Annotated in this window: 26 protein-coding genes; 16 read left to right on the forward strand and 10 right to left on the reverse strand. The window is 65.5% G+C overall.

Features of this window, described 5'->3' with window-relative positions:
* Positions 1 to 84: 84 nt before the first annotated feature.
* Complete coding sequence (locus tag SKA58_RS11265; RefSeq protein WP_009822559.1) at positions 85 to 1,677, reverse strand: isocitrate lyase; 1,593 nt, start codon at positions 1,675 to 1,677, stop codon at positions 85 to 87.
* A 138-nt stretch (positions 1,678 to 1,815) separates the two neighbouring features.
* On the opposite strand from SKA58_RS11265, the gene SKA58_RS11270 reads away from it, so the two are divergent.
* Complete coding sequence (locus SKA58_RS11270; RefSeq protein WP_009822560.1) at positions 1,816 to 3,213, forward strand: helix-turn-helix domain-containing protein; 1,398 nt, start codon at positions 1,816 to 1,818, stop codon at positions 3,211 to 3,213.
* Positions 3,214 to 3,225: 12 nt separating this feature from the next.
* On the opposite strand, the gene SKA58_RS11275 is transcribed toward SKA58_RS11270, so the two are convergent.
* The 4 genes from SKA58_RS11275 to SKA58_RS11290 form a co-directional block, all read right to left on the reverse strand.
* Positions 3,226 to 3,870: a trimeric intracellular cation channel family protein gene (locus SKA58_RS11275; RefSeq protein ID WP_009822561.1), complete on the reverse strand. Its 645-nt coding sequence runs from the start codon at positions 3,868 to 3,870 to the stop codon at positions 3,226 to 3,228.
* Between the two features lie 100 nt (positions 3,871 to 3,970).
* Positions 3,971 to 5,281 carry a M20/M25/M40 family metallo-hydrolase gene (locus tag SKA58_RS11280; RefSeq protein WP_009822562.1) on the reverse strand — a complete coding sequence of 437 codons (1,311 nt, stop codon included), beginning with the start codon at positions 5,279 to 5,281 and terminating at the stop codon, positions 3,971 to 3,973.
* Entirely contained in the window at positions 5,278 to 5,823 is a 546-nt protein-coding gene (locus SKA58_RS11285) for a glutathione peroxidase (protein ID WP_009822563.1), read from the reverse strand. The genes SKA58_RS11280 and SKA58_RS11285 overlap by 4 nt, the downstream gene beginning before the upstream one ends.
* 41 nt (positions 5,824 to 5,864) lie before the next feature.
* Positions 5,865 to 6,575 carry a VIT1/CCC1 transporter family protein gene (locus SKA58_RS11290; RefSeq protein WP_009822564.1) on the reverse strand — a complete coding sequence of 237 codons (711 nt, stop codon included), beginning with the start codon at positions 6,573 to 6,575 and terminating at the stop codon, positions 5,865 to 5,867.
* 179 nt (positions 6,576 to 6,754) lie between these two features.
* Between SKA58_RS11290 and SKA58_RS11295 the strand changes: the two genes are divergently transcribed.
* Positions 6,755 to 7,534, forward strand: coding sequence for a ThuA domain-containing protein (locus SKA58_RS11295; RefSeq protein WP_037543022.1), 780 nt, complete (start codon positions 6,755 to 6,757; stop codon positions 7,532 to 7,534).
* Positions 7,535 to 7,544: 10 nt separating this feature from the next.
* Here SKA58_RS11295 and SKA58_RS11300 read toward each other — a convergent pair whose 3' ends face one another.
* Positions 7,545 to 9,326: an ABC-F family ATP-binding cassette domain-containing protein gene (locus tag SKA58_RS11300; RefSeq protein ID WP_009822566.1), complete on the reverse strand. Its 1,782-nt coding sequence runs from the start codon at positions 9,324 to 9,326 to the stop codon at positions 7,545 to 7,547.
* Between the two features lie 142 nt (positions 9,327 to 9,468).
* Here SKA58_RS11300 and SKA58_RS11305 point away from each other — a divergent pair, with 142 nt between their 5' ends.
* On the forward strand, positions 9,469 to 10,200 hold the full coding sequence (locus SKA58_RS11305) for an SIMPL domain-containing protein (RefSeq protein ID WP_009822567.1): 732 nt from the start codon (positions 9,469 to 9,471) through the stop codon (positions 10,198 to 10,200).
* A 16-nt stretch (positions 10,201 to 10,216) separates the two neighbouring features.
* Here SKA58_RS11305 and SKA58_RS11310 read toward each other — a convergent pair whose 3' ends face one another.
* On the reverse strand, positions 10,217 to 11,710 hold the full coding sequence (locus SKA58_RS11310; protein WP_009822568.1) for a DUF389 domain-containing protein: 1,494 nt from the start codon (positions 11,708 to 11,710) through the stop codon (positions 10,217 to 10,219).
* A 73-nt stretch (positions 11,711 to 11,783) separates the two neighbouring features.
* Here SKA58_RS11310 and SKA58_RS11315 point away from each other — a divergent pair, with 73 nt between their 5' ends.
* The 5 genes from SKA58_RS11315 to SKA58_RS11335 all read left to right on the forward strand — a co-directional run bounded on the left by SKA58_RS11315 (position 11,784) and on the right by SKA58_RS11335 (position 15,162).
* Positions 11,784 to 12,122, forward strand: coding sequence for a hypothetical protein (locus SKA58_RS11315; RefSeq protein WP_009822569.1), 339 nt, complete (start codon positions 11,784 to 11,786; stop codon positions 12,120 to 12,122).
* A 45-nt stretch (positions 12,123 to 12,167) separates the two neighbouring features.
* On the forward strand, positions 12,168 to 12,833 hold the full coding sequence (locus SKA58_RS11320; protein WP_009822570.1) for a response regulator transcription factor: 666 nt from the start codon (positions 12,168 to 12,170) through the stop codon (positions 12,831 to 12,833).
* A gap of 175 nt (positions 12,834 to 13,008) precedes the next feature.
* Positions 13,009 to 14,313, forward strand: coding sequence for a sensor histidine kinase (locus tag SKA58_RS11325; protein WP_009822571.1), 1,305 nt, complete (start codon positions 13,009 to 13,011; stop codon positions 14,311 to 14,313).
* A 110-nt stretch (positions 14,314 to 14,423) separates the two neighbouring features.
* Positions 14,424 to 14,801, forward strand: a complete 378-nt coding sequence (locus SKA58_RS11330) for an endonuclease domain-containing protein (RefSeq protein ID WP_371388945.1) — start codon at positions 14,424 to 14,426, stop codon at positions 14,799 to 14,801.
* A 7-nt stretch (positions 14,802 to 14,808) separates the two neighbouring features.
* Positions 14,809 to 15,162: a YbaN family protein gene (locus SKA58_RS11335; RefSeq protein WP_009822573.1), complete on the forward strand. Its 354-nt coding sequence runs from the start codon at positions 14,809 to 14,811 to the stop codon at positions 15,160 to 15,162.
* 4 nt (positions 15,163 to 15,166) lie between these two features.
* Here the strand turns inward: SKA58_RS11335 and SKA58_RS11340 are convergent, their stop codons facing one another.
* Both SKA58_RS11340 and SKA58_RS11345 read right to left on the reverse strand, forming a co-directional pair.
* The gene (locus SKA58_RS11340; RefSeq protein ID WP_009822574.1) at positions 15,167 to 15,361 is read right to left on the reverse strand and encodes a hypothetical protein; all 195 of its coding nucleotides are present in this window, start codon (positions 15,359 to 15,361) and stop codon (positions 15,167 to 15,169) included.
* A gap of 36 nt (positions 15,362 to 15,397) precedes the next feature.
* Positions 15,398 to 16,336, reverse strand: a complete 939-nt coding sequence (locus tag SKA58_RS11345; RefSeq protein WP_037543484.1) for a right-handed parallel beta-helix repeat-containing protein — start codon at positions 16,334 to 16,336, stop codon at positions 15,398 to 15,400.
* A gap of 164 nt (positions 16,337 to 16,500) precedes the next feature.
* On the opposite strand from SKA58_RS11345, the gene SKA58_RS11350 reads away from it, so the two are divergent.
* The 8 genes from SKA58_RS11350 (at position 16,501) to SKA58_RS11385 (ending at position 23,896) form a co-directional block, all read left to right on the forward strand.
* Complete coding sequence (locus SKA58_RS11350; protein ID WP_037543486.1) at positions 16,501 to 17,334, forward strand: TIGR00266 family protein; 834 nt, start codon at positions 16,501 to 16,503, stop codon at positions 17,332 to 17,334.
* A 68-nt stretch (positions 17,335 to 17,402) separates the two neighbouring features.
* On the forward strand, positions 17,403 to 18,281 hold the full coding sequence (locus SKA58_RS11355) for an MBL fold metallo-hydrolase (protein ID WP_037543027.1): 879 nt from the start codon (positions 17,403 to 17,405) through the stop codon (positions 18,279 to 18,281).
* Positions 18,266 to 18,976, forward strand: a complete 711-nt coding sequence (locus SKA58_RS11360) for a DUF4230 domain-containing protein (RefSeq protein WP_009822578.1) — start codon at positions 18,266 to 18,268, stop codon at positions 18,974 to 18,976. The genes SKA58_RS11355 and SKA58_RS11360 overlap by 16 nt, the downstream gene beginning before the upstream one ends.
* A gap of 77 nt (positions 18,977 to 19,053) precedes the next feature.
* Positions 19,054 to 19,827 carry a hypothetical protein gene (locus tag SKA58_RS11365; RefSeq protein WP_037543488.1) on the forward strand — a complete coding sequence of 258 codons (774 nt, stop codon included), beginning with the start codon at positions 19,054 to 19,056 and terminating at the stop codon, positions 19,825 to 19,827.
* Between the two features lie 70 nt (positions 19,828 to 19,897).
* A complete protein-coding gene (gene nadA / locus SKA58_RS11370) occupies positions 19,898 to 20,896 on the forward strand; it encodes a quinolinate synthase NadA (RefSeq protein WP_009822580.1) in 999 nt (332 codons plus the stop codon).
* Between the two features lie 13 nt (positions 20,897 to 20,909).
* Positions 20,910 to 22,229 (forward strand): DUF2254 domain-containing protein, encoded by a 1,320-nt coding sequence (locus SKA58_RS11375; protein ID WP_009822581.1) that lies wholly within the window; start codon positions 20,910 to 20,912, stop codon positions 22,227 to 22,229.
* On the forward strand, positions 22,210 to 23,076 hold the full coding sequence (gene nadC, locus SKA58_RS11380; protein ID WP_009822582.1) for a carboxylating nicotinate-nucleotide diphosphorylase: 867 nt from the start codon (positions 22,210 to 22,212) through the stop codon (positions 23,074 to 23,076). The genes SKA58_RS11375 and nadC overlap by 20 nt, the downstream gene beginning before the upstream one ends.
* Positions 23,069 to 23,896, forward strand: a complete 828-nt coding sequence (locus tag SKA58_RS11385; protein WP_009822583.1) for a ribonuclease T2 family protein — start codon at positions 23,069 to 23,071, stop codon at positions 23,894 to 23,896. Before nadC ends, SKA58_RS11385 begins: the two co-directional genes overlap by 8 nt.
* On the opposite strand, the gene SKA58_RS11390 is transcribed toward SKA58_RS11385, so the two are convergent.
* Positions 23,897 to 24,319, reverse strand: a complete 423-nt coding sequence (locus tag SKA58_RS11390) for a DUF4112 domain-containing protein (RefSeq protein WP_009822584.1) — start codon at positions 24,317 to 24,319, stop codon at positions 23,897 to 23,899.
* Between the last annotated feature and the right edge of the window lie 7 nt (positions 24,320 to 24,326).

Consider the following 24,326-nt stretch of genomic DNA (forward strand, 5'->3'; position numbering starts at 1 on the left):
GGCATCCACCGTCCCGCCATGCCATCGGGAACAGACAAGGCGAAACGGTGGACGCCGGCGCGGCTTGTCCGCGCCGGGGACGGATCAGGCCGCGAACTGGTTCATCGTATTGTGCGCGCCGCCGGCCTTGAGCGCGGCTTCGCCGGCGAAATAATCCTTGTGATCGTCGCCAATGTCGGAGCCGGCCATATTCTGGTGCTTGACGCAGGCGATGCCCTGCCGGATTTCCTCGCGCTGGACCTGCTTGACATAGCCCAGCATGCCTTCCTCCCCGAAATAACGCCGGGCCAGATTATCGGTGCTGAGCGCGGCGGTGTGATAGGTTGGCAGGGTGATGAGGTGATGGAAGATGCCCGCTTCGCGCGCGGCATCCCGCTGGAAGGTGCGGATGCGCTCGTCCGCTTCACGGCCCAGGTCAGTGTCGTCATAGTCGATGCTCATCAGGCGCGCGCGATCATAGGCGCCCACGTCGCGCCCATCCTGCTCCCAGGCATCATAGACCTGCTGGCGGAAGTTGAGCGTCCAGTTGAAGCTGGGCGAGTTGTTGTAGACCAGCTTGGCGTTGGGGATGACCTCCCTTATGCGGCTGACCATGCCGCCGATCTGGCCGATATGCGGCTTTTCGGTCTCGATCCACAGCAGATCCGCGCCATTTTGCAGGGCAGTGATGCAGTCGAGCACGCAGCGGTCCTCGCCTGTGCCGGGGCGGAACTGGTAGAGGTTGCTGGGCAGGCGCTTGGGCCGCAGCAGCAGGCCGTCGCGGGTGATGAGCACGTCGCCATGGCCGATCGTGGAGGCATCGACCGGTTCGCAGTCGAGGAAGCTGTTATACTGGTCGGCAATGTCGCCGGCTTCGCGGACATAGGCGATCTGCTTGGTGAGGCCCGCGCCCAGACTGTCGGTGCGCGCGACGATGACGCCGTCATCGACGCCCAGTTCCAGGAAGGCGTAGCGGACCGCGCGAATCTTCGCGAGGAAGTCCTCATGCGGAACGGTGACCTTGCCGTCCTGATGCCCGCACTGCTTTTCGTCCGAAACCTGATTTTCGATCTGGATGCAGCAGGCGCCCGCTTCGATGAATTTCTTCGCCAGCAGATAGGTCGCCTCTGCATTGCCGAAACCCGCGTCGATATCGGCGATGATGGGGACGACGTGGGTTTCATAGGCATCGATGTCATGGCTGATCTTGGCCGCACGGACTTCATCGCCGGCATCGCGCGCGGCGTCGAGATCGCGGAACATCATGCCCAGCTCGCGCGCATCGGCTTGCTTGAGGAAGGTGTAGAGTTCCTCGATCAGCGCGGGGACGCTGGTTTTTTCGTGCATGGACTGGTCGGGCAGCGGGCCGAATTCGGACCGCAGCGCGGCGACCATCCAGCCCGACAGGTAGAGGTAGCGGCCCTTGGTGCTGCCGAAATGCTTTTTGATGGAGATCATCTTCTGTTGGCCGATGAAGCCGTGCCAGCAGCCCAGCGACTGGGTGTAGGCGGCCGGGTCCGCGTCATAGGCGGCCATGTCGCGCCGCATGATCCCTGCCGTGTAACGGGCGATGTCGAGCCCGGTGTTGAACCGGTTTTGCAGTCGCATGCGCGCGACGGATTCGGAAGCGATGCCATCCCACCCCGCCTGGCCGCTGATCAGGCCGTCCGCTTTCGCAATCTCGCTTTGATAGGTCATGTCCGCATCCCTCTGTCTGAACCATATGGACGACGACTTAGACAGGTGCGCGAGGGTAAGGGATGGGGCATGGCGTTCAGTTGTCGATCTTTACAGATTTTCGATGTAAAGTTGTAAGGTCTGTTATGAGGAGGCCTTATGGCGAAGGACAGGCCCGTCTATATGGGGCCGCGATTGCGGCGGTTGCGGCGCGAATTGGGGCTGACGCAGGCCGATATGGCGGCGGATCTGGAAATCAGCGCATCCTATGTCGCCTTGCTGGAGCGCAACCAGCGGCCATTGACCGCCGACATGCTGCTGCGGCTGGCGCGCACCTACAAGCTGGACATGGCGGAAGTGGCGGGCGACGGTGGCGCGGAACAGACGGCGCGGCTGAGCGCGGTGCTCAAAGACCCGATGTTCGCGGACATCGACCTGCCGCCGCTCGCCAGCGAGGATGTGGCGGTCAATTATCCCGGCGTCACCGAGGCCCTGCTGCGGCTCTACACCGCCTATCGCGAGGAGCATCTGGCGCTGGCCGACCGCAGCGTGGTGCGGGCGGATGCGGCCGAAGCGCCCGACCCGGTGGCGGAATCGCGCCGGTTTCTGGCGGCGCGGCGCAACAGCTTTCCGCCGCTGGACGATGCGAGCGAGCGGCTGGCGGGCGAGGCGGAGGCGGAAGGCGGTCTGGCGGCCTGGCTGAAGGCCCGGCATGGTTTGCGCGTGCGGCGGCTGCCGTCGGACGTGATGGCGGGATCGGTGCGGCGGCTGGACCGGCATCGCGACGCGGTGTTGCTGGACGATGCGCTGGACGGGGCAAGCGCGCAGTTCCAGTTGGCGTTGCAGATCGCCTATCTGGAGATGCGCAAGAGTTTCGACACATTGTTGAAGGACGGCCAGTTCAGCGGGGACAGCGGGCGGCGGCTGGCGCGGCGGGCGCTGGCAAGCTATGGCGCGGCGGCGATCGTGATGCCCTACAGCGCGTTCGCCAAGGCGGCGGAGGCGCGCGCCTATGATGTCGAGGCGCTCGGCCGCCAGTTCGGCACCAGTTTCGAGCAGACCGCGCATCGGCTCACAACCTTGCAGAAGCCGGGGCAGGAGCGCGTGCCCTTCTTCTTCCTGCGGGTCGATCCGGCGGGCAATGTCAGCAAAAGGCTGGACGGGGCGGGGTTTCCCTTCGCGCGGCATGGTGGGTCCTGCCCGCTCTGGTCGGTGCATCGCGCCTTCGAGCGGCCGCGCGAGGTGATCACCCAATGGCTGGAACTGCCCGACGGGCAGCGCTTCTTTTCGATCGCACGGACGGTCACGGCGGGCGGGGGCGGCTGGGGTGCGCCCAAGGCCGAACGTGCGATCGCGCTGGCCTGCGCGGCCGAGCATGCGCATCGGCTGGTTTATGCGCGGGGCATGGGGAGCAGCGATCCCACGCCGATCGGCGTCACCTGCCGCCTGTGCCACCGCACCCAATGCATGGCGCGATCCGCCCCGCCGATCGGGCGCGAGATGATGCCTGACGATTATCGCCGCACCCGCGCGCCATTTGGGTTTGGTGAGGGGTGAGGTTCTGCGCGTTCAGTCGGCTGGCTGGCGGTAGATGGGGAGGCCGAGGCCGCGGGCGATCGCCATGGCGCGCAGGGCGAAGCCCAGCGTCGCGGCGATGAGGCCGGCGACCGGCACGTCGAGGCCGATCCAGCGCAAGGCCACGAACAGGCCCGAAGCGAAGGCGGCGGCGGTGACGTAGAGTTCGGGACGCAGCAGGATGGACGGCTCGCCCGCCAGCAGGTCGCGCATGATGCCGCCGACGCAGCCAGTGACGACGCCCATCATGCCCGCAACGAAGGGCGGAACGCCGAAGCTCAACGCCTTGGCCGCGCCGAACACGGCAAAGGCGGCGAGGCCGATGGCGTCAAGCCAGTCGAGCGCGCGATCACTCCACCAGCGTCGCGGCGTGAACCAGACGATGACGGCCGCGCTCATGCAGGCCATGGCCGGCACCGCGTCCACGACCCAGAAGACGGGCGCGCCGATCAGCAGGTCGCGCACCGTGCCGCCCCCTACCCCCGTCACCAGTGCGAAGAAGGCGAAGGTGACGAGCGTCTGTTGCAGCCGCGCGGCGGCCAACGCGCCGGACGCGCCGAAGACGAAGGTGCCGACGATGCTGAGCGTTTCGAGCACCGGACCGATGGACGTGGCGAGCGAGGGGGTTGGCGGGAGCATGGCGCTTTCAACTATGTTCGTTCGGGCTGATGGCTTGGCTGGTGCCCGTTTCAAAGAGAGGCAGGGCTTCGACCTCGATCAGCCCGATCGGGAATGGCGTTTATCGTCCGCCCTTTTCGCTCGCCAGCCGGCTCATCAGGATGGCGGCGCGCTTGGCCTGGCGTTTCATGCTGGCAAGGTCGACACGCTCGGCCGGGCTGTGATCGCCAGTGGAGGCGGGGCCAAGGCCGACAAGGCCGTCCACATCCTGCGCGACGAAGGCGATGTCGCCTGCGCCACGTTTCAGCGGATCGAGCGCAGGCATTTCGGCAAGGCCAAGATCGCGGTTGACGGCGTTCAGCCGGTCGAGCAGCGCGCGATTGCCCGGCGTCGGAGCCATGGAGGGATAGCCAAGGTCAAAGGCGATGGTGGCCGACGTCCCGGGCAGATGATCCTGCCCGACAATCTGCTGCATCCTGGCCTGCACGCGTTTCGTCTGCTCTTCGCTCAAGGTGCGGAAATCCCCCTTGGCGACGGCGATGGGCGGGATGATGTTGGTCTTGCCGGTGACGGCGATGCGCACCCCGTCCTTGTCGACCTCCGCGCTCTGGCCGCCGCCGATCAGGCCGACATTGAAAGTCAGATTGGGTTCGGGCAAATCCTGGCGAAAGCGGGTGATGATGCGAGCGATTTCATAGATCGCGCCGTCGCCCGCCTTTTCCGAAAAAATGCCGGAACTGTGACCCGATTTGCCGGTGGCGGTCAGCGTCCAGCTGTTCGAGGAGCGGCGGGCGATGGCGCCCATATCCTTGCCATCCTCCTGCGAGAGGCCTTCGAAATCGAGCGCGACATCGGCGCGCTTGCCCGCTGCGATGAGGTCGGCGCGGGCGACCGAGAGAGGTTCGCCCGAATCCTCCTCGTCGCCGGTGAGCACCACCTCTATATTCGCATTTTTGAGCGTCCCTGCGGCTTGCATCGCCTGGAGCGCGAGCAGCATGGTGGCGACCCCGCCCTTATTGTCGGCCGCGCCGGGGCCAGTGGCGAAATCGCCATCGCGCGTGAAGCGCTGAAACGGCGAATCGGGTTCGAACACGGTGTCGAGATGGCCGATCAACAGCATCTTCGTCGTGCCCGGCCGCCCCTTGTGCGTGGCGATGAAATGGCCGGCGCGCTTGGCCGCATCCATGGGCTTCCACGCGACGGTGAAGCCCAGCGCTTCAAATTGCGGGCGGAGCATGTCGGCCACGGCCTTCACGCCCGCCATGTTCATCGATCCGCTATTCTGGTTGACCAGCTTTTCGAGCAAGGCGACGGTCGGCTCATAGCCCGCTTCGACACTCTCCCCCATCCTGCGTTCGGCGGGGCTGAGCGCGGCATGGGCGATCGGCGCGCCGCCCAGCAGCAGGGCGGCGCAGACGAGCGTGCGAATCATTTCGCCAGTTCCGCCTCGATCGCGGCGACCAGGGCGGGATCATCAGGATTGGTGGTCGGCGCGAAGCGCGCGGCGACGCTGCCATCCTTTGCGATCAGGAATTTCTCGAAATTCCAGAGGACCTCAGGCGCGTCGCCGGGCGTGATGCCATAGCCGACCAGCTTTTCGCGAAACGCGTCCCCTTCCCCCTGGGCGGCCGGCTGCGCGCTGGTGAGCGCGGCATAGAGCGGATGCTTGTCCGGCCCGGTGACGACGATCTTTTCGAACATCGGGAAATCGACGCCGAAATTGGTGGTGCAGAAGGTCACGATCTCGTCATTGCTGCCCGGTTCCTGGGCGCCGAAATCATTGGCCGGGAAGCCGGTGACGACCAGCCCCTTGTCCTTGTAATCGCGATAGAGTTTCTCCAGCCCCTCATATTGCGGGGTAAGGCCGCATTTGGAGGCGACGTTGACCACCAGCACGACCTTGCCCGCATAGTCGGCGAGGCTGGCGTCGTCGCCCTTGATGGTCTTGAGCGGAATTTGCTGGATATCGGCCATGTCGTGTCTCCCTGAAAATCGCGATGGGCGCGACCTTGGCATCAAATGGCCGCGCCGAACAGATGCCCCGCGCCCGCGGTGACGGCCATGGCGAGCGCGCCCCACAGAAGCGTACGCAGCACCGAGCGCGGCGGACTGGCCCCGCCCAGCCGCGCGCCGACGAAGCCGAGCAGCGCCAGGCAAGCGAGGCAGATGGCGACGATGGCGGGAATCGCGGTGGCGGCGGGCGTCAGGGCGGCGGCGACCACCGGCGGAGTCGCGCCCGCGGCAAAGCTGGCGGCGGAAGCGAGCGCGGCCTGGACCGGACGCGCGGTCGCCAGGTCGGAAATGCCCAGTTCATCGCGGGCGTGGGCGCCGAGCGCATCGGCATCCATCAATTGCTGCGCCACCTGCCCCGCGAGATCGGGGGTCAGGCCGCGATCGACATAGATGTCGCGCAGTTCGATCCATTCGGCATGCGGCTGGATGCGCAGCGCCTTTTCTTCCTTGGCCAGGTCGGCGCGTTCGGTGTCCGACTGGGCGCTGACCGAGACATATTCGCCCGCCGCCATCGACATGGCGCCCGCGACCAGCGCGGCGATGCCCGACAACAGCACGGACTGGCCGGAGGCGCCCGACGCGGCGATGCCGGTCATCAGGCTGGCGGTTGAGACGATCCCGTCATTGGCCCCCAGCACGGCCGCGCGCAGCCAGCCGACGCGGTTGACATAATGGACCGCATGATGCGGCGGGGCGGGCGTGCTGCTGTCCATCGGCTTCCTTCTGGTTCGGGGCGCACAGTGCCGCGACGCACGTGTGAAGTCGATCCCCGCGATGGTATCGGGCGCAAAGAGCATCCGACCATAGTCGTAGAAGAGGGCCCTGCCGATTGCGCGGGGCCGATGGGGCGCGATAAGCCCCGGACTTCACGCGACGGGCAGGAGGGACGGCAATGGGAATGATGATGCGGCTCCTGCTGGCGATCGCCGCCCTGTTCGTCGCGCCGGCCGCGATGGCCGAAAGCCAGTTCAAGCTGCTGGTCTTCGCCAAGGCGAACACCTATCATTATGAATATATCCCGATCGCGCGCGACAGCCTGGAGCAGATGGCGCGGCTGCACAGTTTCGAGCTGGTCTGGACGCGTCACCCGGAAAGTTTCGACGAAGACCTGAGCCAATATGCGGCGGTCATGTTCCTCAATTCGCCCGGTGAGGAATTGAATGCCGGGCAGCGCGCGAAGTTCGAAGCCTATATGCGCGCCGGCGGCAATGCGATGATCGTCCACCGCGCGGCGATCACGCCGCCGGGCGAATGGCCCTGGTATGAAAAGCTGGTGGGCCGGCGCGTCGGCGTGCATCCGATGGTGCAGACCGGCGTCGTGACCGTGGAGGACCGCAATTTCCCGGCCGCCTTCGCCCTGCCCGATCGATGGGTCTGGAGCGACGAATTCTACGTCACGACCAATCCCTTTGACGTGCGGATCAACACCGTGCTGGGCGTGGATGAAAGCAGTTACGACCCGACCAAGATCTGGCCCGGCCAGGTGTCACGGCCGATGGGCCGGAACCATCCGATCGCCTGGTATCATGGCTATGAAAAGGGCCGCGTATTCGTGACCACGCTGGGGCATGAAGGGGCGATGTATCGCGATTATACCTACCTGACGCATTTGATGGGTGGTATCTACTGGACGGCGACCGGGCACGGCCAGGCGGCGACCAGCAAGCCCTGAACAGGCGGCGTCAGCCCGCCAGGCCCTCGGCCTTTTCCGCGAGGTCGAGCCAGCGTTCCTCCGCCGCATCCTTGTCGGCGCGGGCCTGTTCTATGGCCTTGGTGAGGGCGGCGAATTTGCCGGGATCGCGGGTATAGAGCGCGGGATCAGCAAGCGCGGCCTCATCGCGGGCGATCGCGGCTTCCAGTTCCTCGATCCGCTTGGGCAGCAGATCAAGATCACGCTGGTCCTTGTAGCTGAGCTTGGCGGAGACGGGTTTGGGCGGGGGCGGCGGCGCAGCCTCCTTCTTTTCCGCCTTGGCGGCCTTGCGCGGATCGCGCTTGGCGATCCAGTCGGCATAGCCGCCGACGATGACGTCCACCGTGCCCGTGCCGTCGAGGCCCAGCGTCACCGTGACGGTGCGGTCGAGGAAATCGCGGTCGTGGCTGACGATCAGGACGGTGCCGTCATAGTCGGCGATGACTTCCTGAAGCAGATCGAGCGTTTCGAGGTCAAGATCGTTGGTCGGCTCGTCAAGCACGAGCAGGTTCGATTCGCGGGCAAATTCACGCGCGAACAGGAGCCGCGAGCGTTCGCCACCCGACAGGGTGCCGACCTTCGCTTCGGCCAGACCGGGGTCGAACAGGAAGTCCTTCAAATAGCCATGGACGTGCTTTCGCACCCCGCGCACGTCGATCCAGTCGCCCCCTTCGGCCAGCACGTCGCGAACGGTCTTGTCGCCCTGCATCAGGCTGCGCTGCTGGTCGATGAAGATCATGTCGAGCGTCTTGGCGAGCGTCACCTCGCCGCTGTCGGGCGCAAGCTGGCCGGTCAGCAGCTTGAGCAATGTCGATTTGCCAGCGCCATTGCCGCCGACGATGCCGATGCGGTCGCCGCGCTGCACGCGCAGGGTGAAGTCCCCGATGATGGTCCGATCGCCGAACGCCTTGGTGACATGCTCGGCCTTGATGACGCTCTTGGTCTTGCTGTCGTCGCTGGCGACGGCGATCTTGGCGGTGCCCTGCGGCCCCTGCATCGCGGCGCGCTGGGCGCGCATCTCCCATAGCTTGGCGAGGCGGCCCTGGTTACGCTTGCGCCGGGCGGTGACGCCGCGTTCCAGCCAGTGCGCCTCGATCTTGAGCTTGGCGTCCAGCTTTTCGGCCGCCCGCGCCTCCTCGGCGTAGACCGCCTCCATCCATTGTTCAAAACCGCCAAAGCCGATTTCATTGCGGCGCATCGACCCCCGGTCGAGCCAGAGCGTCTGGCGGGTAAGGCGCGTCAGGAAAGCGCGGTCGTGGCTGATGACGATGAAGGCGCCATTGTAGCGCGCCATCCAGTTTTCGATCCAGTCGATCGCCGCGATGTCGAGATGGTTGGTCGGTTCGTCGAGCAGCAGCAGGTCGGGTTCGCTGGCGAGCGCGCGGGCGATGGCGGCGCGGCGGCGCTCACCTCCACTCGCGGTCTTCGCTTCGCGCGACAGGTCGATGCCGAGCTGATCGGCAATCGCCTCCACCTCATGCGCGGGCGGCGCATAGTCGCCCGCGAGCGCGAAATCATGCAGCGTCGCAAAGGGCGTGACGTCCGGGTCCTGTTCCAGCGTGATGACGCGCGCGCCCGGCTGGACCGAGCGGGTGCCTTCGTCCGGTTCGATCTGACCGCCGATGAGCTTGAGCAGCGTCGTCTTGCCCGCGCCGTTGCGGCCGATGAGCGCCAGCCGGTCGCGCTGGCCGACATGAATGTCGATGTTGCGGAACAGCCAGTGCGTACCCTGGCTGAGGCCGAGATTTTCGAAGGAGAGGATGGGAGCCGCCATGGCGGTGCAGCTAGGGGGTAAGGGGCGGCAGGGCAAGTGGGGAACCGGAAAGCTGTCGCACGGCTTTCAACGCTGCACAGCGTCCGTTCATCGCATCCCCGCCAATTGCGGATGCAGCGATTTTTGCAGAGGAGACCCATAGATGAAATCCGCCCTCGCCCTGATGGCGCTTGGCGCCGCCGCGATTCCCGCAGCCGGCTTCGCGCAGACCAGCGTCACCATCGCGGAGACCGCGCCAGTCGTGACGCTGAGCGTCACCGAAAGCGTCGAAGCTGCGCCCGATATCGCGACCGTGGGCACCGGCGTCCAGACTCGCGCGCCGACCGCGCAGGCGGCGATGCAACAAAATGCCGCGCAAACGGAAAAGCTGATCGCGGCGCTGGCCAAGGCCGGGATCGCCAAGAAGGATATCCAGACCAGCGGCATCAATCTGAGCGCGCAATATGATTATAATAATCAGGATGGCCAGCCGCAGGGACCGCGCTTCATCGGTTATGAGGCGTCGAACCAGCTGACGGTAAAGCTGCGTGACATCAAGCGCGTGGGCGCGTCGCTGGACGCCATGGTGGCGGCGGGCGCGACCAATATCAGCGGGCCGACCTTCTCGATCGACGACCCTTCGCCCTTGCTGGTGCAGGCGCGCGGAGCAGCGCTCAAGAGCGCGAAGGCGCAGGCGGATTATTATGCGCAGGCGGCTGGCTATCGCTCCGCGCGGCTGGTGTCGATCAGCGAGAGCAACAGCGGCGGGCAGCCGCCCATGCCGATGATGCAGAGCGCCCGGTTCAAGGCTGATGCCGCGCCGGTGACGCCGGTGGAGCCGGGACAGGTCAGCGCGTCCGTGACGCTGACCGTCCAATATGCGCTGGACAAATGACGCGCTGAACCCGCCGTCATTCCGCGATGCGCCAGCGCAGGGCCGCCCGGTCCGCGCTGGCGCCTTGGGTCAGGCGCACATCAATGCCGCGATCGGCGAAGGGTTGCGTCAGGGCGGCATGATCATCGCCGCCTATGGCCATGTCTATCGGCAGGCCGATACGCTGCGCGGCCCATAAAGCGAGCGCCAGCGTTTCGGCATTGGCCGGCGCGCCATCTTCGTTGAGCGCGATGCTAGGCAGCGGCAGCACGGGCGGTTCGACCTCTATCGTCCAGCCCGGTGCCATGGCGGCGGCGCGCTGTTCGAGCACGCGATAGGTCGCAAGGCCCGCTTCGGGCAGCGGCCGCGCGCGCACCAGCGCCCGCTTGCGCCCGGTGTCGATGGTGACGGCGTCGGGATCGACCCCGGCGATGAGCGTAAGCCGGTCGGTCAGGCGATCAACCTGACCCTGCACTTCGCGCCGCGCGGTCTGGACAGCGAGCAGCTGGGCGTTTTCGGTGTCGGTCCCTTCGCCAACGCGAATCTGTTCGATGTCGAGCGCGACGGGCTGGCCCAGCATGTCGCTGAGCACCCGGCTGGCGCGCGTCGTGGCGTTGCGTTCATAACGGCTGGTCAGGACGCTGGCGGTGACGGACAGCGGCCGGGCGTCGAAATCTATGTCGAGCTGCGAGATGCGGGCATCATCGGCAAATTCGCGGCGGATGACATCGCGCGCTTCGCGGGCAGCATTGGATTCCCAGGCGATCTGGCGCAACGACAGGCCGAGCGGCACGGCAAGGGCAAAGAAGATGACGCCGATGAAGACGCTTTGCATCCAGCTTTGCCGGGGCGAGAGTTCCCGGCCAAAGCCATAGAGCCGCGCCATGATGCCCGCCGCCAGTGCAATCGTCACGAAGTTGGTGAAGAAGAGCAGAAACGCGCCGCCCGCCACGGTGGCGTTGAGCGTCGCGACACCAAAGCCGACGGTTGCGAGCGGCGGCATCAACGCGGTGGCGATGGCGACGCCGACGATGGTGCCCGCCTTCCCCCGGATCATCGCATAGGCACCCGCCAGCGCGGAAAAGAGCGCGACCATGAGGTCGAACAGGTTGGGCCGGGTGCGCGCGGCGATTTCGGTCGTCACCGTCTGAAGCGGGGAGAGAAGAACGATGAAGGCGGTGAAGAGGATGGCGATGAGCGCGCCGACCGCCAGCGTGAAGAGGGTACGGCGAATCTCGCGCGAATCGACGGTGGCGAGCGCGAAGCCAAGGCCCACGATCGGCCCCATCAGCGGGGAAATGAGCATCGCGCCGATGACGACGGCCGGCGAGGAGAGCAACAGCCCCAGCACCGCGATGCCCGCCGACATGAGGATCATGAACGCGTAGCGGGGGCTCCATCCGTCATCTTCGCGCACCCGGTCCACCACCGCCTGATGGTCGATTTCGCGGATCACATGGCCGCGCCACCAGCGGGGCACGGCGCGCCAGAGTGGCGGATCGGCAACGGGCCTTTCGTCCTGCATCATCATGAGACAAGGCCATAATCGAGCACGGCGCGGCTTTCCAGCCACCTCCGCGCAGCCATCATTCACCACCTGTTCAATGGACCGCACCTATGGCATGCCCATGACGATGAAGTGGAAAAGCCTGACAGCCGGCACCGGCATGCTGGTGGCCGCCATGGTGACGATCCCCGCCGCCGACGCGGGCGGACGCCGGGACGAACAGGATGCCGCCCGCCGCGCGATGCTGGACGGGCATGTCATGCCCTTTTCCATGATCAAGCGCCGCGTCGACGCCGCGGTGGGGGGCGCGACCTATGTCGGGAGCGAGTTCAATCCGTCATCCAACCGCTATCGCCTCAAATATGTGAAGAACGGCAAGGTCATGTGGGTTGATGCCGACGGCCGGACGGGCGATATTATCGCGATGGCGCGCTGACCCCGCGCTGCACCCTGGTTATAACAGAAACGGAAATACACGCCCATGCGCCTGCTGATCGTCGAGGATGAACCGAGCCTGGGCCATCAGCTCAGAACCACGCTGGAAGGCGCGGGCTATGCCGTCGATCTGGCGACGGACGGCGAGGACGGGCATTTCCTGGGATCGACCGAAAGCTATGACGCGGTCGTGCTGGACCTGGGCCTGCCCACGATCGACGGGCTGACCGTGCTCGACCGGTGGCGCAAGGAAGGCAAGACCTTCCCGGTGCTTGTGCTGACCGCGCGCGACAGCTGGTCCGACAAGGTCGCGGGGCTGGACGCGGGAGCGGACGATTATCTGGCCAAGCCCTTCCAGAGCGAGGAACTGATCGCCCGGCTGCGCGCGCTTATCCGCCGGGCGTCGGGCAATGCGTCGAGCGAACTGACGGCGGGCGACGTGCGGCTGGACACGCGGTCGGGCAAGGTGACGCTGAAGGGCGATCCGGTAAAGCTGACGGCGCAGGAATATAAGCTGCTGAGCTACCTCCTCCACCACAAGGGCAAGGTGGTGAGCCGCACCGAGCTGATCGAGCATATCTACGATCAGGATTTCGACCGCGATTCCAATACGATCGAAGTGTTTGTGACGCGCATCCGCAAGAAGCTGGGCGCCGACGTCATCACCACCATCCGGGGTCTGGGGTACAGCCTGGACGAGCCGGGGCGGTAAAAATCACCGCCGCTCCAGCCCGTTCGGTTCGAGCTTGTCGAGAACAGGTCCTGGCGCTCTTGTTCTCGACGGGCGCTTCTCGGCTTCGCTCGAAGCTGCTCGAACAGAACAGTAGATAGTGACCGACGCGACAGCCCCTCCCCCCGTCCGGTCGACTGGCTCCATCAGCCGGCGCATGATCGGCATTGCCGCATTGTGGATCAGTGTGCTGCTGATCGGCGGCGGCGTGGCGCTGGACCGCGTGCTGTCGGACGCGATCACGCGCAATTTCGACGACGGCATGAATTATGTGCTGACCGCGATGATCGCGGCATCGGAAATCGGCCCGGACGGCGAGGTGCTGTTCAACCGGGAACTGGCCGACCAGCGATTCCTGGAGCCCAATAGCGGGCTCTATTACCAGATCAGCGCCAAGGGGCGTGAGGATTGGCGGTCGCGGTCCTTGTGGGACCGGGCGCTCAAGGCGCCGGCCGAACATAATGATCGCCAGCTGCACGTCTATAACAGCAAGCAGTTCCCCGGCGAGGACCTGCGCATCATGGAGCGCACGGTGGTGCTGCCCGGATCGGACACGCACTGGTTGTTCATGGTGGCGCAGGCGCGGTCGGGACTGGACGCGCAGATCAAGACATTGCGATCCACCCTGTTCAAGAGTTTCGCGCTGCTGGCGCTGGGCCTGTTCGTGCTGGCGACGTTGCAGACGATCTACGGGCTGCGGCCGCTGCGCAAGGTCAGGCTGGAAATCATCCGGATGCGAGGGGGCGAGAAAAGCCGGGTGACAGAACCGATGCCGGCCGAAGTATTGCCGATGGTGGAGGAATTGAACGCCCTCCTTGCCCATAATGAGCGGCAGGCGGAAGAAGCGCGCACCCATGCCGGCAACCTGGCCCACGCGCTCAAGACGCCGCTGACTGTCATCATGAACGCGGCGACCGCCAAGGCGCCGGACCTTGGCGACGCGGTGATCCGCGAGGCGACGACGATGCGGCGGCAGGTCGATCATCATCTGGCCCGCGCCCGCGCGGTCGGCCGGCGCGGCGCGGCGCAGAGCCGGGCGGATGTGTGGAAAAGCCTGGGCGCGGTGGAGCGCGCCGTCCAGCGCCTCTATCCCGACGCGCGGATCGACATGGACGGCGACAAGACGGCCGCAGTCCGGGTGGAACGGCAGGACCTGGACGAGATGCTGGGCAACCTGATCGAGAATGCCGCGAAATATGGCGGCGGCAGCGTGTTCGCGACGGTGGGCCGCGCGGCCGGCATGATCGAGATAGCGGTCGAGGATGACGGCATGGGCATTCCCGAAGAGGAACGGGTGCGCATCTTCGACCGGGGCGTGCGGCTCGATTCGGGGAAGCCCGGGACCGGCCTTGGCCTGGCCATCGTGCGCGATGTGGCAGAGATTTACGGCGGCGCCGTCGCGCTGGAGGAAAGCGAGGATCTGGGCGGGCTGCTGGTGCGGTTGCGGCTGCCCGCGGCGTGACGCGGATGAGCAACAACCGTCCTCCCCTCCCTGAAAGGGAGGGGCCGGGGGTGGGTGGAGGCGCCAGACACGCGCGGCCATCCTGAAAGATGCGTCGCGTTCCTGATCATATGACCCGCCACGCCCGAGTTTTACGCAATGAGGCGACGGAGGCCGAACGCATGGTCTGGCGGCGCTTGTCCCGTTATCGCCCGCGGTTCACACGCCAACTGGTCATCGGCCCTTACATCGTCGACATCGCGTGTCGATCTGCCAAACTGGCGCTGGAGTTCGACGGCGCACAGCATCAGGATACAGTGGTTTACGATGCGGTGCGCACCGCTTTTCTGAAGGATAGAGGCTGGACCGTGCTACGTTTCTGGAATGGCGAGGTGTTCAGCAATCTGGAAGGCGTTTTGACGGTGATCCTCAATGCGACCGCCGAGTGCCTCGGCGGCACCCACCCCCAGCCCCTCCCTTCCAGGGAGGGGAGAAGGAAGGCCCTATAAAAATCCCATGCGGCGGCATCTCTATCTTATCGCGGGGTTTCTTTCGATCGGTTTGGGCGCGATCGGGGCGTTTCTGCCGTTGTTGCCGACGGTGCCGTTCATGATCCTGGCGGCCTTCTGCTTTGCACGATCGAGTCCGCGGCTGGAGGCCAAGCTGCTCAATCATCGGCAGTTCGGTCCGCATATCCGCCGCTGGCGCGAACATGGGGCAATCAGCCGGCGGGGCAAGGTCGCGGCGGTGGCGGCGTTCGGGTTCAGCATCGCGCTCGCGCTGATCCTGTCGCCCTGGCCCTGGTTCCTGATCCCGGTCGCCGCCGCGCTGATCGGCGGGAGCTGGATCTGGACGCGGCCCGAAGCGTGACGCGCTATTCCGCGATCAGGTCGAGATAGGCGACGACATCATTGTCGGTGGCGATGAAGAGGCCGTCCTGCATGTCGGCCGGCTGCTGATCGGCGACGCGCAGCGCTTCCGTCAGGGGACCATAAAGCAGGGTGGTGACACCACCGTCATCACCCAGATGATAGAGGCGCACGGTCGCGCCGTCATAGGTGCTACGCATCAGAGGCTTATCGCGGCGGAACGATTGCGACGCAAGTCAGCGCCGGTCGCTGACCTTCATCGAGGGCGCAAGCTGATTACGACCGATGCGCACGGCATCATCGGTGAAATTGGCGACGAAGGTGGAGCCGCGCTCCAGCCCCGGCACGAAACCGGCGCGATTGCCGTCGATGACAAGGCCCGCGCTGCTGTTTTCCCGGCCTTCGGGCGCGACGGTGATGAAGGCGGACCAGTTGTCCTTGTCTTTGCCCTGCACCATTTCATTGCCGCTGATCGTGCCGGTCGCGCCATTCGACAGGTCGATCATGTAATTGGTCAGGTGCCCGGCGCTGTCGTCGAAACTGTTGCCGGTGATGGTAACGCGCGGCGTGCGGGTTTTGAGATAATGACCGCCATTGCCTTCATCGAAGCGGCTGTTGGTGACGGAGAGGCTGGCGAGGCGGCCGATATAGATGCCATGGGCGCAATCGAGATCGCGGTCGCACCGGCCGAGCTTGCGGAAAGTGGACTTGTCGATGCTGACTCGGCCGCCGGCATAGTCGCCGGTCAAAATGCCTTCCTCGCTATTGCGGAACAGGCTGTTGGTGACGGTGAGGTCGCCCTTTTCGAGGCGGATGCCAGCGCCATTGCCGTCGGGCACGCGAATATTCTGGAAGACGATGCCATCGACGGTGGTGGCGCGGCCGCGCGCGACGAGCGCGCCCTTGCCTTCGCACGGCACGCCGTCGAAGATCGCGGTGCCGGGCTTTGCGGCGCGAATGGTGACGACGCCGCCCTGCTGCACCGCGCATTGGCGATAGGTGCCGGGTGCAACGATGATGGTGCCCTGCCCGTCGCCGATCGCGTTCAGGGCCTCGGACAGGGTGGCATAGCCACGCCCCGAGTCGCTGAGTGTGAAAGGCGCGGACTGGCCCTGTGCGAGCGCGGTCGCGGCGACGGCGACGGACAGGAGCAGGGCTGTGGACAGGATGCGCATGGCGCGCTGCATAGAGGCTTGCAGGCGTGCCGCCAAGCGCGCGCGAACACCCAGCGACGCACTGGCCTGAAATGGCACAGGCGCATGGGCAAGAGTGAACGGTTTTCGGGCATGACGCGATCCGGTAAGGAGGGGCATCCTTTGATCCGCAGGAGTGCATGTCCATGCCCAATTCCCCCTGGAGCCATCATCGCAGCGCCAGCCTGTCCGATGACATTGATTTCGAAATCAAGGGCCAGGAATTGCAGTTTCTGGAGATCGAACTGAATCCGGGCGAAAGCGCGGTCGCCGAAGCGGGCGCAATGGTGTGGAAGGACGGCGCGATCAGCATGACCACGGTGTTCGGCGACGGCAGCGGCGGCGCGGATGGCGGTTTCATGGGCAAGCTGCTGGGTGCGGGCAAGCGGCTGGTGACGGGCGAGAGCCTGTTCACCACGGTCTTCACCCATCAGGGCCACGGCAAGGCGCGGGTCGCCTTTGCATCGCCAACGCCGGGATCCATCCTGCCGCTCAAGCTGGACCAATATGGCGGCGCGCTGATTTGCCAGAAGGACAGTTTCCTGGCCGCCGCCAAGGGCGTGGCGATCGGCGTGCATTTCCAGAAGCGGATCATGACCGGGCTGTTCGGCGGCGAAGGCTTCATCATGCAGCGGCTGTCGGGCGATGGATGGGTGTTCGTGCAGATGGGCGGCACGCTGGTTGAAAAGGAACTGGCGCCGGGCGAGGAACTGCATGTGGACACCGGCTGCCTGGCGGCAATGACGCCCGGCGTCGATTTCGATCTGGTCGCGGCGGGCGGCGTCAAATCCATGATCTTCGGCGGCGAAGGCGCGTTCTTCGCGCGGTTGCGCGGGCCGGGCCATGTGTGGATCCAGTCCCTGCCCTTTTCGCGCCTTGCGGGACGAATGCTGGCGGCAGCCGGCAGCCGTGGCGGGCAAAACAGGGGCGAAGGTTCGGTGCTGGGCGAATTTGGCGACCTGATCGGGGGCAATCGCTGACGCGGGCACTGACAGTGGGGAGGGACAGGCGCTCTTGAAATTCGGGGCGAAAGAGGCACATGGGACATATGGCATCCCCTTTCGATCCGGCCGACCTGCCGACCGGCATCATGATGACGCTGTCGCCGCTGGTGCGCCGCGTTCTGGCGCCCAACCCTTCGCCCTTCACCTATACCGGTACGCAGACCTATGTCGTGGGCGGCGAGGCGGTGGCGGTGATCGATCCTGGGCCGGACCAGCCCGATCATCTGTCCGCGATTGCACGGGCCATTGGCGGCCGGCCGGTCGTCGCGATCCTGTGCACCCATACCCATCGCGACCATAGTCCCGGCGCGCGGCCATTCAGCGAGGCAACCGGCGCCCCGGTCGTGGGATGCGCGCCACTGACGCTGGAGGATGACGGCCCGCGCGCGGATGCGGCGTTCGATCCGGATTATCGGCCGGACCGAGTGCTGGCAGATGGAGAGTTTGTGGAGGGACCAGGCTGGACGCTGGAAGCGGTGGCAACGCCGGGCCACACGTCCAACCATCTCTGCTTCGCGCTGCGTGAAGAAAAGGCGCTGTTCACCGGCGATCATGTCATGGGCTGGTCGACCAGCGTGATTTCGCCCCCCGATGGCGACATGACCGCCTATATGCGGTCGATGCAGCGTCTGGCCGAGCGGGACGACGGGATCTACTACCCCGCCCATGGCGATCCGGTTGAAAACCCGCAGCGGTTGGTGCGCGGCATGATGGGGCACCGCAAGCAGCGCGAGGGCCAGATTTTGCGGTTCCTGGCGCGTCATGGCGACAGCGCGATCCCCGACATGGTCGCGGAGATGTACAAGGGCGTCGACCCGCGGCTTTATGGCGCGGCGGGCCGGTCGGTGCTGGCGCATCTGATCGACCTCAATGGCCGGGGGCTGGCCCATCCGGCGGAGGACGGGCTGTGGCGCGCGACCTGAAAGCCTATGCCGGGCCGGTCGCCGCTGCGTTGCTGATCCTGATCGTGGGAGCGGCGATGCTGGTGGGCTGGCAACGCTATAATCGCGACTATGTGGTGAGCGTCGAGGATGACGGATCGGCGGTGACGAAGATCATCGCCGAGCGGATCGCCGGCAGCAGCAGCCTGCGCGTGTCGCGGCTCAATGGCACGATCCAAAGCACCGCGCGCGATGTCCGTGGCTTTGGCTGGCTCAAGTCCGACCAGGTGGTCAAGATGCCCTATACGGTGGATTATTTCGTCGACTTGTCGGGCCTGTCCGCCAGCGACCTGGAGTGGGACGAGCAGCGCCGCACGCTGATCGTCAACGCGCCCGATGTGAAGGCCGACACGCCCAATCTGGACGAGGCGCGCCGCACGCTGGTGCGCACCAGCGGCCTGTTCGTTACGCGCGAGGCGGGCGAGGCGCTCAGCCGCCGGGCGTCGGCCCATGCCGAAGCGCGGGCAAAAGCGTCGGCGCGGTCGCCCGAACGCATGGCGCAGGCGCGCGAATATGGGCGCACCGCGCTCGCCAGGCTGATGGGCGCGCCGCTCGCCGCCATGGGCTATGGCGATGCGCGCGTGATCGTCACCTTCCCGCCCGAAAGAAAGGGCGACAATCGCGAGCAATGGGACGTTACCACGCCGATCAACGAGGTGCTGGCCCGGAATCGATAGCAGGATGATCATGTCAAATTGACCGGTCCCCCTCGGCAATGATATCATCACGTCAGTCAGGCATGCGTGGGGGCATCATGGCGACGAAGACAGTATCGGCTGCAACCGTTTTAAAGCGAGAGCATCGTTTTTTCTTCATCAGCGCCTGCATCATGGCTTTCGTGCTGATCGCGGGTTTTTCCACCAACATCCTGTTCCAACGATCCAGCTTCGCGTCGCCGATCCTGTATCATGTCCATGCCGTCGCCTTTTTCGGCTGGGTTGTGCTCTACCTGCTTCAGACGGGATTGGTGGCGACCGGATCGACCAGGCTTCACAAGCAATTGGGCTGGCTGGCCCTGGCCTGGGTGCCTGCGATGGTCGTGCTGGGGATGGCGATCACGATTCACGTCATTCGCGCATATGGCGGCCCCTTCTTCTTTGCCCGTGACGAATTTCTGATCGGCAATCCGATCGGCATCCTTACCTTTGCCGCGATCGTCCTGTGGGCGATCCGCATGCGGCGCCGTACCGACTGGCACAGCCGGCTGATGCTGTGCGCGATGGCGTCGATCACAGGGCCGGGGTTCGGCCGACTATTGCCTCTGCCGCTCATGATGCCGATGGCCTGGGTGATTTCGGCGGTGGCCTTTCCTGCGCTGTTCATCATTGCAGGGATGTGGCGGGACAAAGGGCGGGTCGGCGTGATCCATCCTGCCTATATTTGGGGCCTTGCCCTCCTCTTTGGCACGCAGATCGTTGCGGAGGTCATAGCCTTCAGCCCCATCGGCCGGGCGATCGGCGACGCCATGACCGCAGGGACGCCGGGCGCGGCGCGGCCTTTATACGCCGACTGGCCCCGGCATCCCTGATCGCCGTCCTTGATCCTCCGCGCTTGCCCGCTTATCTGCCCGTCCAAATGCTTTAGACGGAGATGACAGGGTGGACGCACGCGGCGGCATAGGCGGATCATTGCAGGGACTGGACCTGCGCGCGGAAATCGACCGGCTGCGCAAGGAGCGCAACGCCGTCATCCTGGGACATTACTACCAGTCGCCCGAGATTCAGGACCTGTCCGATTTCGTCGGGGATTCGCTAGAGTTGTCGCGCAAGGCGGCGGAGACGGACGCGGATGTCATCGCGTTCTGCGGCGTGCGCTTCATGGCGGAAACGGCGAAAATTCTGTCCCCGGACAAGATCGTCGTGCTGCCGGACATGGACGCGGGATGCAGCCTGGAGGACAGCTGCCCCCCTGCCCAGTTCAAGGCGTTCCGCGAGGCGCATCCCGATCATATTGCGCTGAGCTACATCAACTGTTCGGCCGAGGTGAAGGCGCTGTCCGACATCATCGTGACGTCGTCCTCCGCCGAAAAGATACTGGCGCAGATCCCGGCCGATCAGAAGATCATCTTTGGCCCGGACAAGCATCTGGGCGGATATCTGAAGCGTAAGCTGGGCCGCGACATGCTGCTGTGGCCGGGCGTGTGCATCGTGCATGAGGCGTTCAGCGAAACCGAATTGCTCAAGCTCAAGGCGCAGCACCCCGACGCGCCCATCGCCGCGCATCCCGAATGCCCGCCCTATATCGTCGATCATGCCGACTATGTCGGATCGACCAGCGGCATCCTGGATTTCGCCAAGACGATGCCGGGCGACACGCTGATCGTCGCGACCGAACCGCATATCATCCACCAGATGCAAAAGGCGGTGCCGGACAAGAACTTCATCGGCGCACCGGGCGCGGACGGCAACTGCAACTGCAATATCTGCCCCTATATGGCGCTCAATACGATGGAGAAGCTGTATCTGGCCCTGCGCGACTTGCAGCCACGCATCGAAATGGACGAGACATTGCGGTTGCAGGCCAAGAAGAGCCTGGACCGGATGCTGGACATGGCGAGCGGCACGGTGGGCCAGGGCGATGTCGGCCCGCGTGGCTGAGGCCTGATCCGCGATGATCGCGCGGCTGCGCGCGCTGTGGCAGGGAACGCGGGCCAGCTATTGGTTCTATCCCGCTTTGTTCACGACCAGCGCCGCGCTGCTGGCGATCCTGACCGTCTGGATGGATCGCCATGGCGCGGCGCAGTGGCTGACCAGCCATGACTGGGTGGACGAAGCCCGGCCCGAAGGCGCGCGCAATGTCCTGAACGTCATATCCGGGTCGATGATCGGTGTCGCATCAACCGTCTTTTCGATCACCATTGCGGCCGTCGTCTATGCGTCGGGCAGCTATGGCCCGCGCCTGCTGTCCAATTTCATGGAGGATCGCGGCAACCAGCTGTCGCTGGCAACCTTCATCGCCACCTTCGTCTATTCCGTGCTGGTGCTGCGCGTGGTGCGCGACGCCTATGAAACGGCGGGCGACCCCGGCTTCGTGCCGCAATTGTCGCTGCTGATCGCCACCAGCCTGATGGCGGCCTCCATCGTCGTTCTGGTCTATTTCCTCAACCATGTTCCCGCCTCCATCCGCATCAACGCGGTGCTGGAAGGGATTGGCGAGCGACTGCTGCGCAGCGTGCGCGATCGCTTTCCCAAAGAGTGCGCCGCCGAGCAGCAGGATCAGCCGCCGCAGGGGGCGCCGGTGGCGGCGACCGGCACGGGCTATATCCAGATCATCGATTTTGCCGGGCTGGACCGGATCGCGCGGGACACAGAATGTCGGATCGAATTGCGGCTGCGGCCGGGCGATTTTGTCCATCCCGACGTGGTTTTGCTGGCTGTCGTCGGCGCGGAGCCGGATGATGCGATGGCCGACCGGCTGCGCGGCTGTTTCTCGCTGGGGGCGATGCGGTCCCCATCACAGGATATCGAATTCCTGATCGACGAACTGGTGGAAATCGCGCTGCGGGCGCTGTCGCCGGGCATCAATGATCCCTTCACCGCCGTCACCGCCCTGCACTGGCTGGGCGCGGCGACCGCGCAGATCGGCGCGCGCGACCTGCGCGGCGGGCCGGACCGGGGCGATTATGACTGGAACCGGATCGTGCCGATGAACGATGATTTCGATCATTTCGTGCGGCGCGGCTTTGGCGGCATCCGCGCGGCGGCGGCGACCAGCCCGATCGCGGCGATGCAGTTTCTCGATTGCCTGCTGGGCGCGGGATCGACGCTGAGCCTGACCGGCCGGCGTGCGCGGCTACGCGAGGAAGGCGCCCTGCTGATGGCGCAGGCGCAGCTGGACTTGGCCGGGCCGTCGCTCGATGAACTGGAGGCGCGCTATTGCGATTTCCTGGCAGCCATGAAAGACGGCACCCATGAACGGCTTTCTTCCTGACGCATTCGCGCTTCCCGACTTCGACCTTGACGCCTTCGTCGCCGCCACCCTGGCCGAAGACCTTGGCCCCGATGGCCGGGACGTCACCAGCGAGGCGGTGATCCCCGCCGACGCCATGTTCGAGGGCGTCATGGACAGCCGCGACGCGGTGACGCTGGCGGGCCTGCCGATCGCGGTCGCCTTTTTCCGTGCGCTCGATCCGCAGGTCGAGATTGAGATGCTGCACCGGGATGGCGACCGGGTCGCGGCGGGCACTGACCTGATGCGCATCCGTGGCAAGGCGCGCGCGATGCTGACGGCCGAGCGGTCGGCGCTCAACACGGTGCAGCATCTGACCGGGATCGCGACGATGACCCGCGCCTATGTCGATGCGATCATGGGAACGGGCGCGACCTTGCTTGACACGCGCAAGACGATACCGGGGCTGCGGGTGCTGGAGAAATATGCGACGCGGATGGGCGGCGCGACCAATCACCGCATGGGCCTATGGGACGCGGCGATGATCAAGGATAATCATGTCGCGGTCGCCGGGTCGGTGGAGGAAGCGGTGCGTCGCGCCGTCGCCGCCGGGGTGGAGCGCATCATCGTCGAAGTCGACCGGATCGACCAGATCGAACCGGCGCTGAGCGCCGGCGCCACGCATCTGCTGCTCGACAATATGGCCGCGCCCGTGCTGCGCGGAGCGGTGACGCTGGTGGGCGGACGGGTGCCGACCGAAGCGTCGGGCGGCGTGACGCTGGACACGATCCGCGCCAAGGCGGAGACGGGCGTTACCTATATCAGCGTCGGGCGGCTGACCCAGTCGGCGCCGGCGGCCGACATCGGACTGGATTTCGACTATGCCTAGGCTGATCCTTGCCCTGCTGCTCATGGTCGCGCCTTCAGCGGCGCTGGCCCAGTCGGCGCAATGCCGGATGCCCGCCACCCTGCCCCGGCCCAAAGCCGAGGGGCCGACCGCCAAGGAGCCCAAGCGCGTGCTGCCGATCGGCAGCTACACGCTGGCGATCAGCTGGACGCCGCAATATTGTTCAACCGCGCGGGATCGCGGCAGCCTGCAATGCGGCGGGCGCAACGGCAAATTCGGCTTCACCCTGCATGGCCTGTGGCCCGATGGCGTTGGCAAGGAATGGCCACAATATTGCCGGCCGGCCGACCTGGTGCCGCGCGATGTGGTGCGGGACAATCTCTGCGCGACGCCCTCAGTGCAATTGATCCAGCATGAATGGGCCAAACATGGCACCTGCATGACGACCAAGCCGGAACTGTATTTCAACCTGTCGCGCGCCTTCTACCAGTCGCTGCGCTATCCCGACATGGCCGCGCTCGCCCAGCGCAAGACGCTGACGGTCGCGCAGTTCGCCGCCGCCTTCGCCGCCGCGAACAAGCGGCTGGAGCCGGAGATGCTGCGCGTCACCACCGTGCGCGGCAACTGGCTGAGCGAAGTGTGGATCTGCATGGACCGGGCGATGGAATATACGCGCTGTCCGGCGCATCAGGGCGGGGCGCCGGGACCCAGCTATTTGCGGATCGAGCCGGGGCCAAGCATCCCTGTCGCCCGGCCAGCGCGGCGCGGCGCATCCGGCTTGGCCCCCGCCCGCAAGCCCGGCCTTATCCTCGACCTTGACCCCAAGGTGCAGCCGCTCGCCAAGGATGGCAAAAAGGACTGATTACTGGTCGATCACCGCCGTCGCGGGATGATGGCGGTCCAGATGCTTGCGGATGATGCGCAGATTCTTTGTGTTGGACTTGTAGAGAAAGTCGAAGATATCGCCGGCGAACGGGATTGCGCCGACCAGCGTGTCGATCCCGACATTGGCGGCCATGCGCGTTAGATGCCATTTCGACATGCCAAGGCTGCGCGCTTCCCACACGATCCACGCCCCCATCGCGGCGGTGGCGATGTCACCCACCACGGGCACCAGGCCGACCAAGCTGTCCAGCCCGACGCGGCGGTTGGTGCCGGGGATCACGAACAGCCCCTCCAGCATCGCCTCCATCGCCTCGATCCGGCGGCGGACCGAGGCCGGATCCCGGCCAAAGCCCGGCATGTCCCGCACGATATGGTCGAACTGGTCCTGCGATAACGCCATCAATTGT

Origin of the sequence: Sphingomonas sp. SKA58 (assembly GCF_000153545.1) — a bacterium.
GTDB lineage: Bacteria > Pseudomonadota > Alphaproteobacteria > Sphingomonadales > Sphingomonadaceae > Sphingobium > Sphingobium soli.

Coding starts and splice junctions, on each gene's coding strand:
- SKA58_RS11385 (WP_009822583.1), top strand. CDS start 23,069: ATGCCTAGGCTGATCCTTGCCCTGCTGCTCATGGTCGCGCCTTCAGCG.
- SKA58_RS11365 (WP_037543488.1), top strand. CDS start 19,054: ATGGCGACGAAGACAGTATCGGCTGCAACCGTTTTAAAGCGAGAGCAT.
- SKA58_RS11315 (WP_009822569.1), top strand. CDS start 11,784: ATGGACCGCACCTATGGCATGCCCATGACGATGAAGTGGAAAAGCCTG.
- SKA58_RS11295 (WP_037543022.1), top strand. CDS start 6,755: ATGGGAATGATGATGCGGCTCCTGCTGGCGATCGCCGCCCTGTTCGTC.
- SKA58_RS11270 (WP_009822560.1), top strand. CDS start 1,816: ATGGCGAAGGACAGGCCCGTCTATATGGGGCCGCGATTGCGGCGGTTG.
- SKA58_RS11340 (WP_009822574.1), bottom strand. CDS start 15,361: ATGCGTAGCACCTATGACGGCGCGACCGTGCGCCTCTATCATCTGGGT.
- SKA58_RS11335 (WP_009822573.1), top strand. CDS start 14,809: ATGCGGCGGCATCTCTATCTTATCGCGGGGTTTCTTTCGATCGGTTTG.
- SKA58_RS11265 (WP_009822559.1), bottom strand. CDS start 1,677: ATGACCTATCAAAGCGAGATTGCGAAAGCGGACGGCCTGATCAGCGGC.
- SKA58_RS11350 (WP_037543486.1), top strand. CDS start 16,501: ATGCCCAATTCCCCCTGGAGCCATCATCGCAGCGCCAGCCTGTCCGAT.
- SKA58_RS11320 (WP_009822570.1), top strand. CDS start 12,168: ATGCGCCTGCTGATCGTCGAGGATGAACCGAGCCTGGGCCATCAGCTC.
- SKA58_RS11390 (WP_009822584.1), bottom strand. CDS start 24,319: ATGGCGTTATCGCAGGACCAGTTCGACCATATCGTGCGGGACATGCCG.
- SKA58_RS11325 (WP_009822571.1), top strand. CDS start 13,009: ATGATCGGCATTGCCGCATTGTGGATCAGTGTGCTGCTGATCGGCGGC.
- SKA58_RS11355 (WP_037543027.1), top strand. CDS start 17,403: ATGGCATCCCCTTTCGATCCGGCCGACCTGCCGACCGGCATCATGATG.
- SKA58_RS11305 (WP_009822567.1), top strand. CDS start 9,469: ATGAAATCCGCCCTCGCCCTGATGGCGCTTGGCGCCGCCGCGATTCCC.
- SKA58_RS11280 (WP_009822562.1), bottom strand. CDS start 5,281: ATGATTCGCACGCTCGTCTGCGCCGCCCTGCTGCTGGGCGGCGCGCCG.
- SKA58_RS11310 (WP_009822568.1), bottom strand. CDS start 11,710: ATGATGATGCAGGACGAAAGGCCCGTTGCCGATCCGCCACTCTGGCGC.
- SKA58_RS11290 (WP_009822564.1), bottom strand. CDS start 6,575: ATGGACAGCAGCACGCCCGCCCCGCCGCATCATGCGGTCCATTATGTC.
- SKA58_RS11285 (WP_009822563.1), bottom strand. CDS start 5,823: ATGGCCGATATCCAGCAAATTCCGCTCAAGACCATCAAGGGCGACGAC.
- SKA58_RS11330 (WP_371388945.1), top strand. CDS start 14,424: ATGACCCGCCACGCCCGAGTTTTACGCAATGAGGCGACGGAGGCCGAA.
- nadC (WP_009822582.1), top strand. CDS start 22,210: ATGAACGGCTTTCTTCCTGACGCATTCGCGCTTCCCGACTTCGACCTT.
- SKA58_RS11345 (WP_037543484.1), bottom strand. CDS start 16,336: ATGCGCATCCTGTCCACAGCCCTGCTCCTGTCCGTCGCCGTCGCCGCG.
- SKA58_RS11275 (WP_009822561.1), bottom strand. CDS start 3,870: ATGCTCCCGCCAACCCCCTCGCTCGCCACGTCCATCGGTCCGGTGCTC.
- SKA58_RS11375 (WP_009822581.1), top strand. CDS start 20,910: ATGATCGCGCGGCTGCGCGCGCTGTGGCAGGGAACGCGGGCCAGCTAT.
- SKA58_RS11300 (WP_009822566.1), bottom strand. CDS start 9,326: ATGGCGGCTCCCATCCTCTCCTTCGAAAATCTCGGCCTCAGCCAGGGT.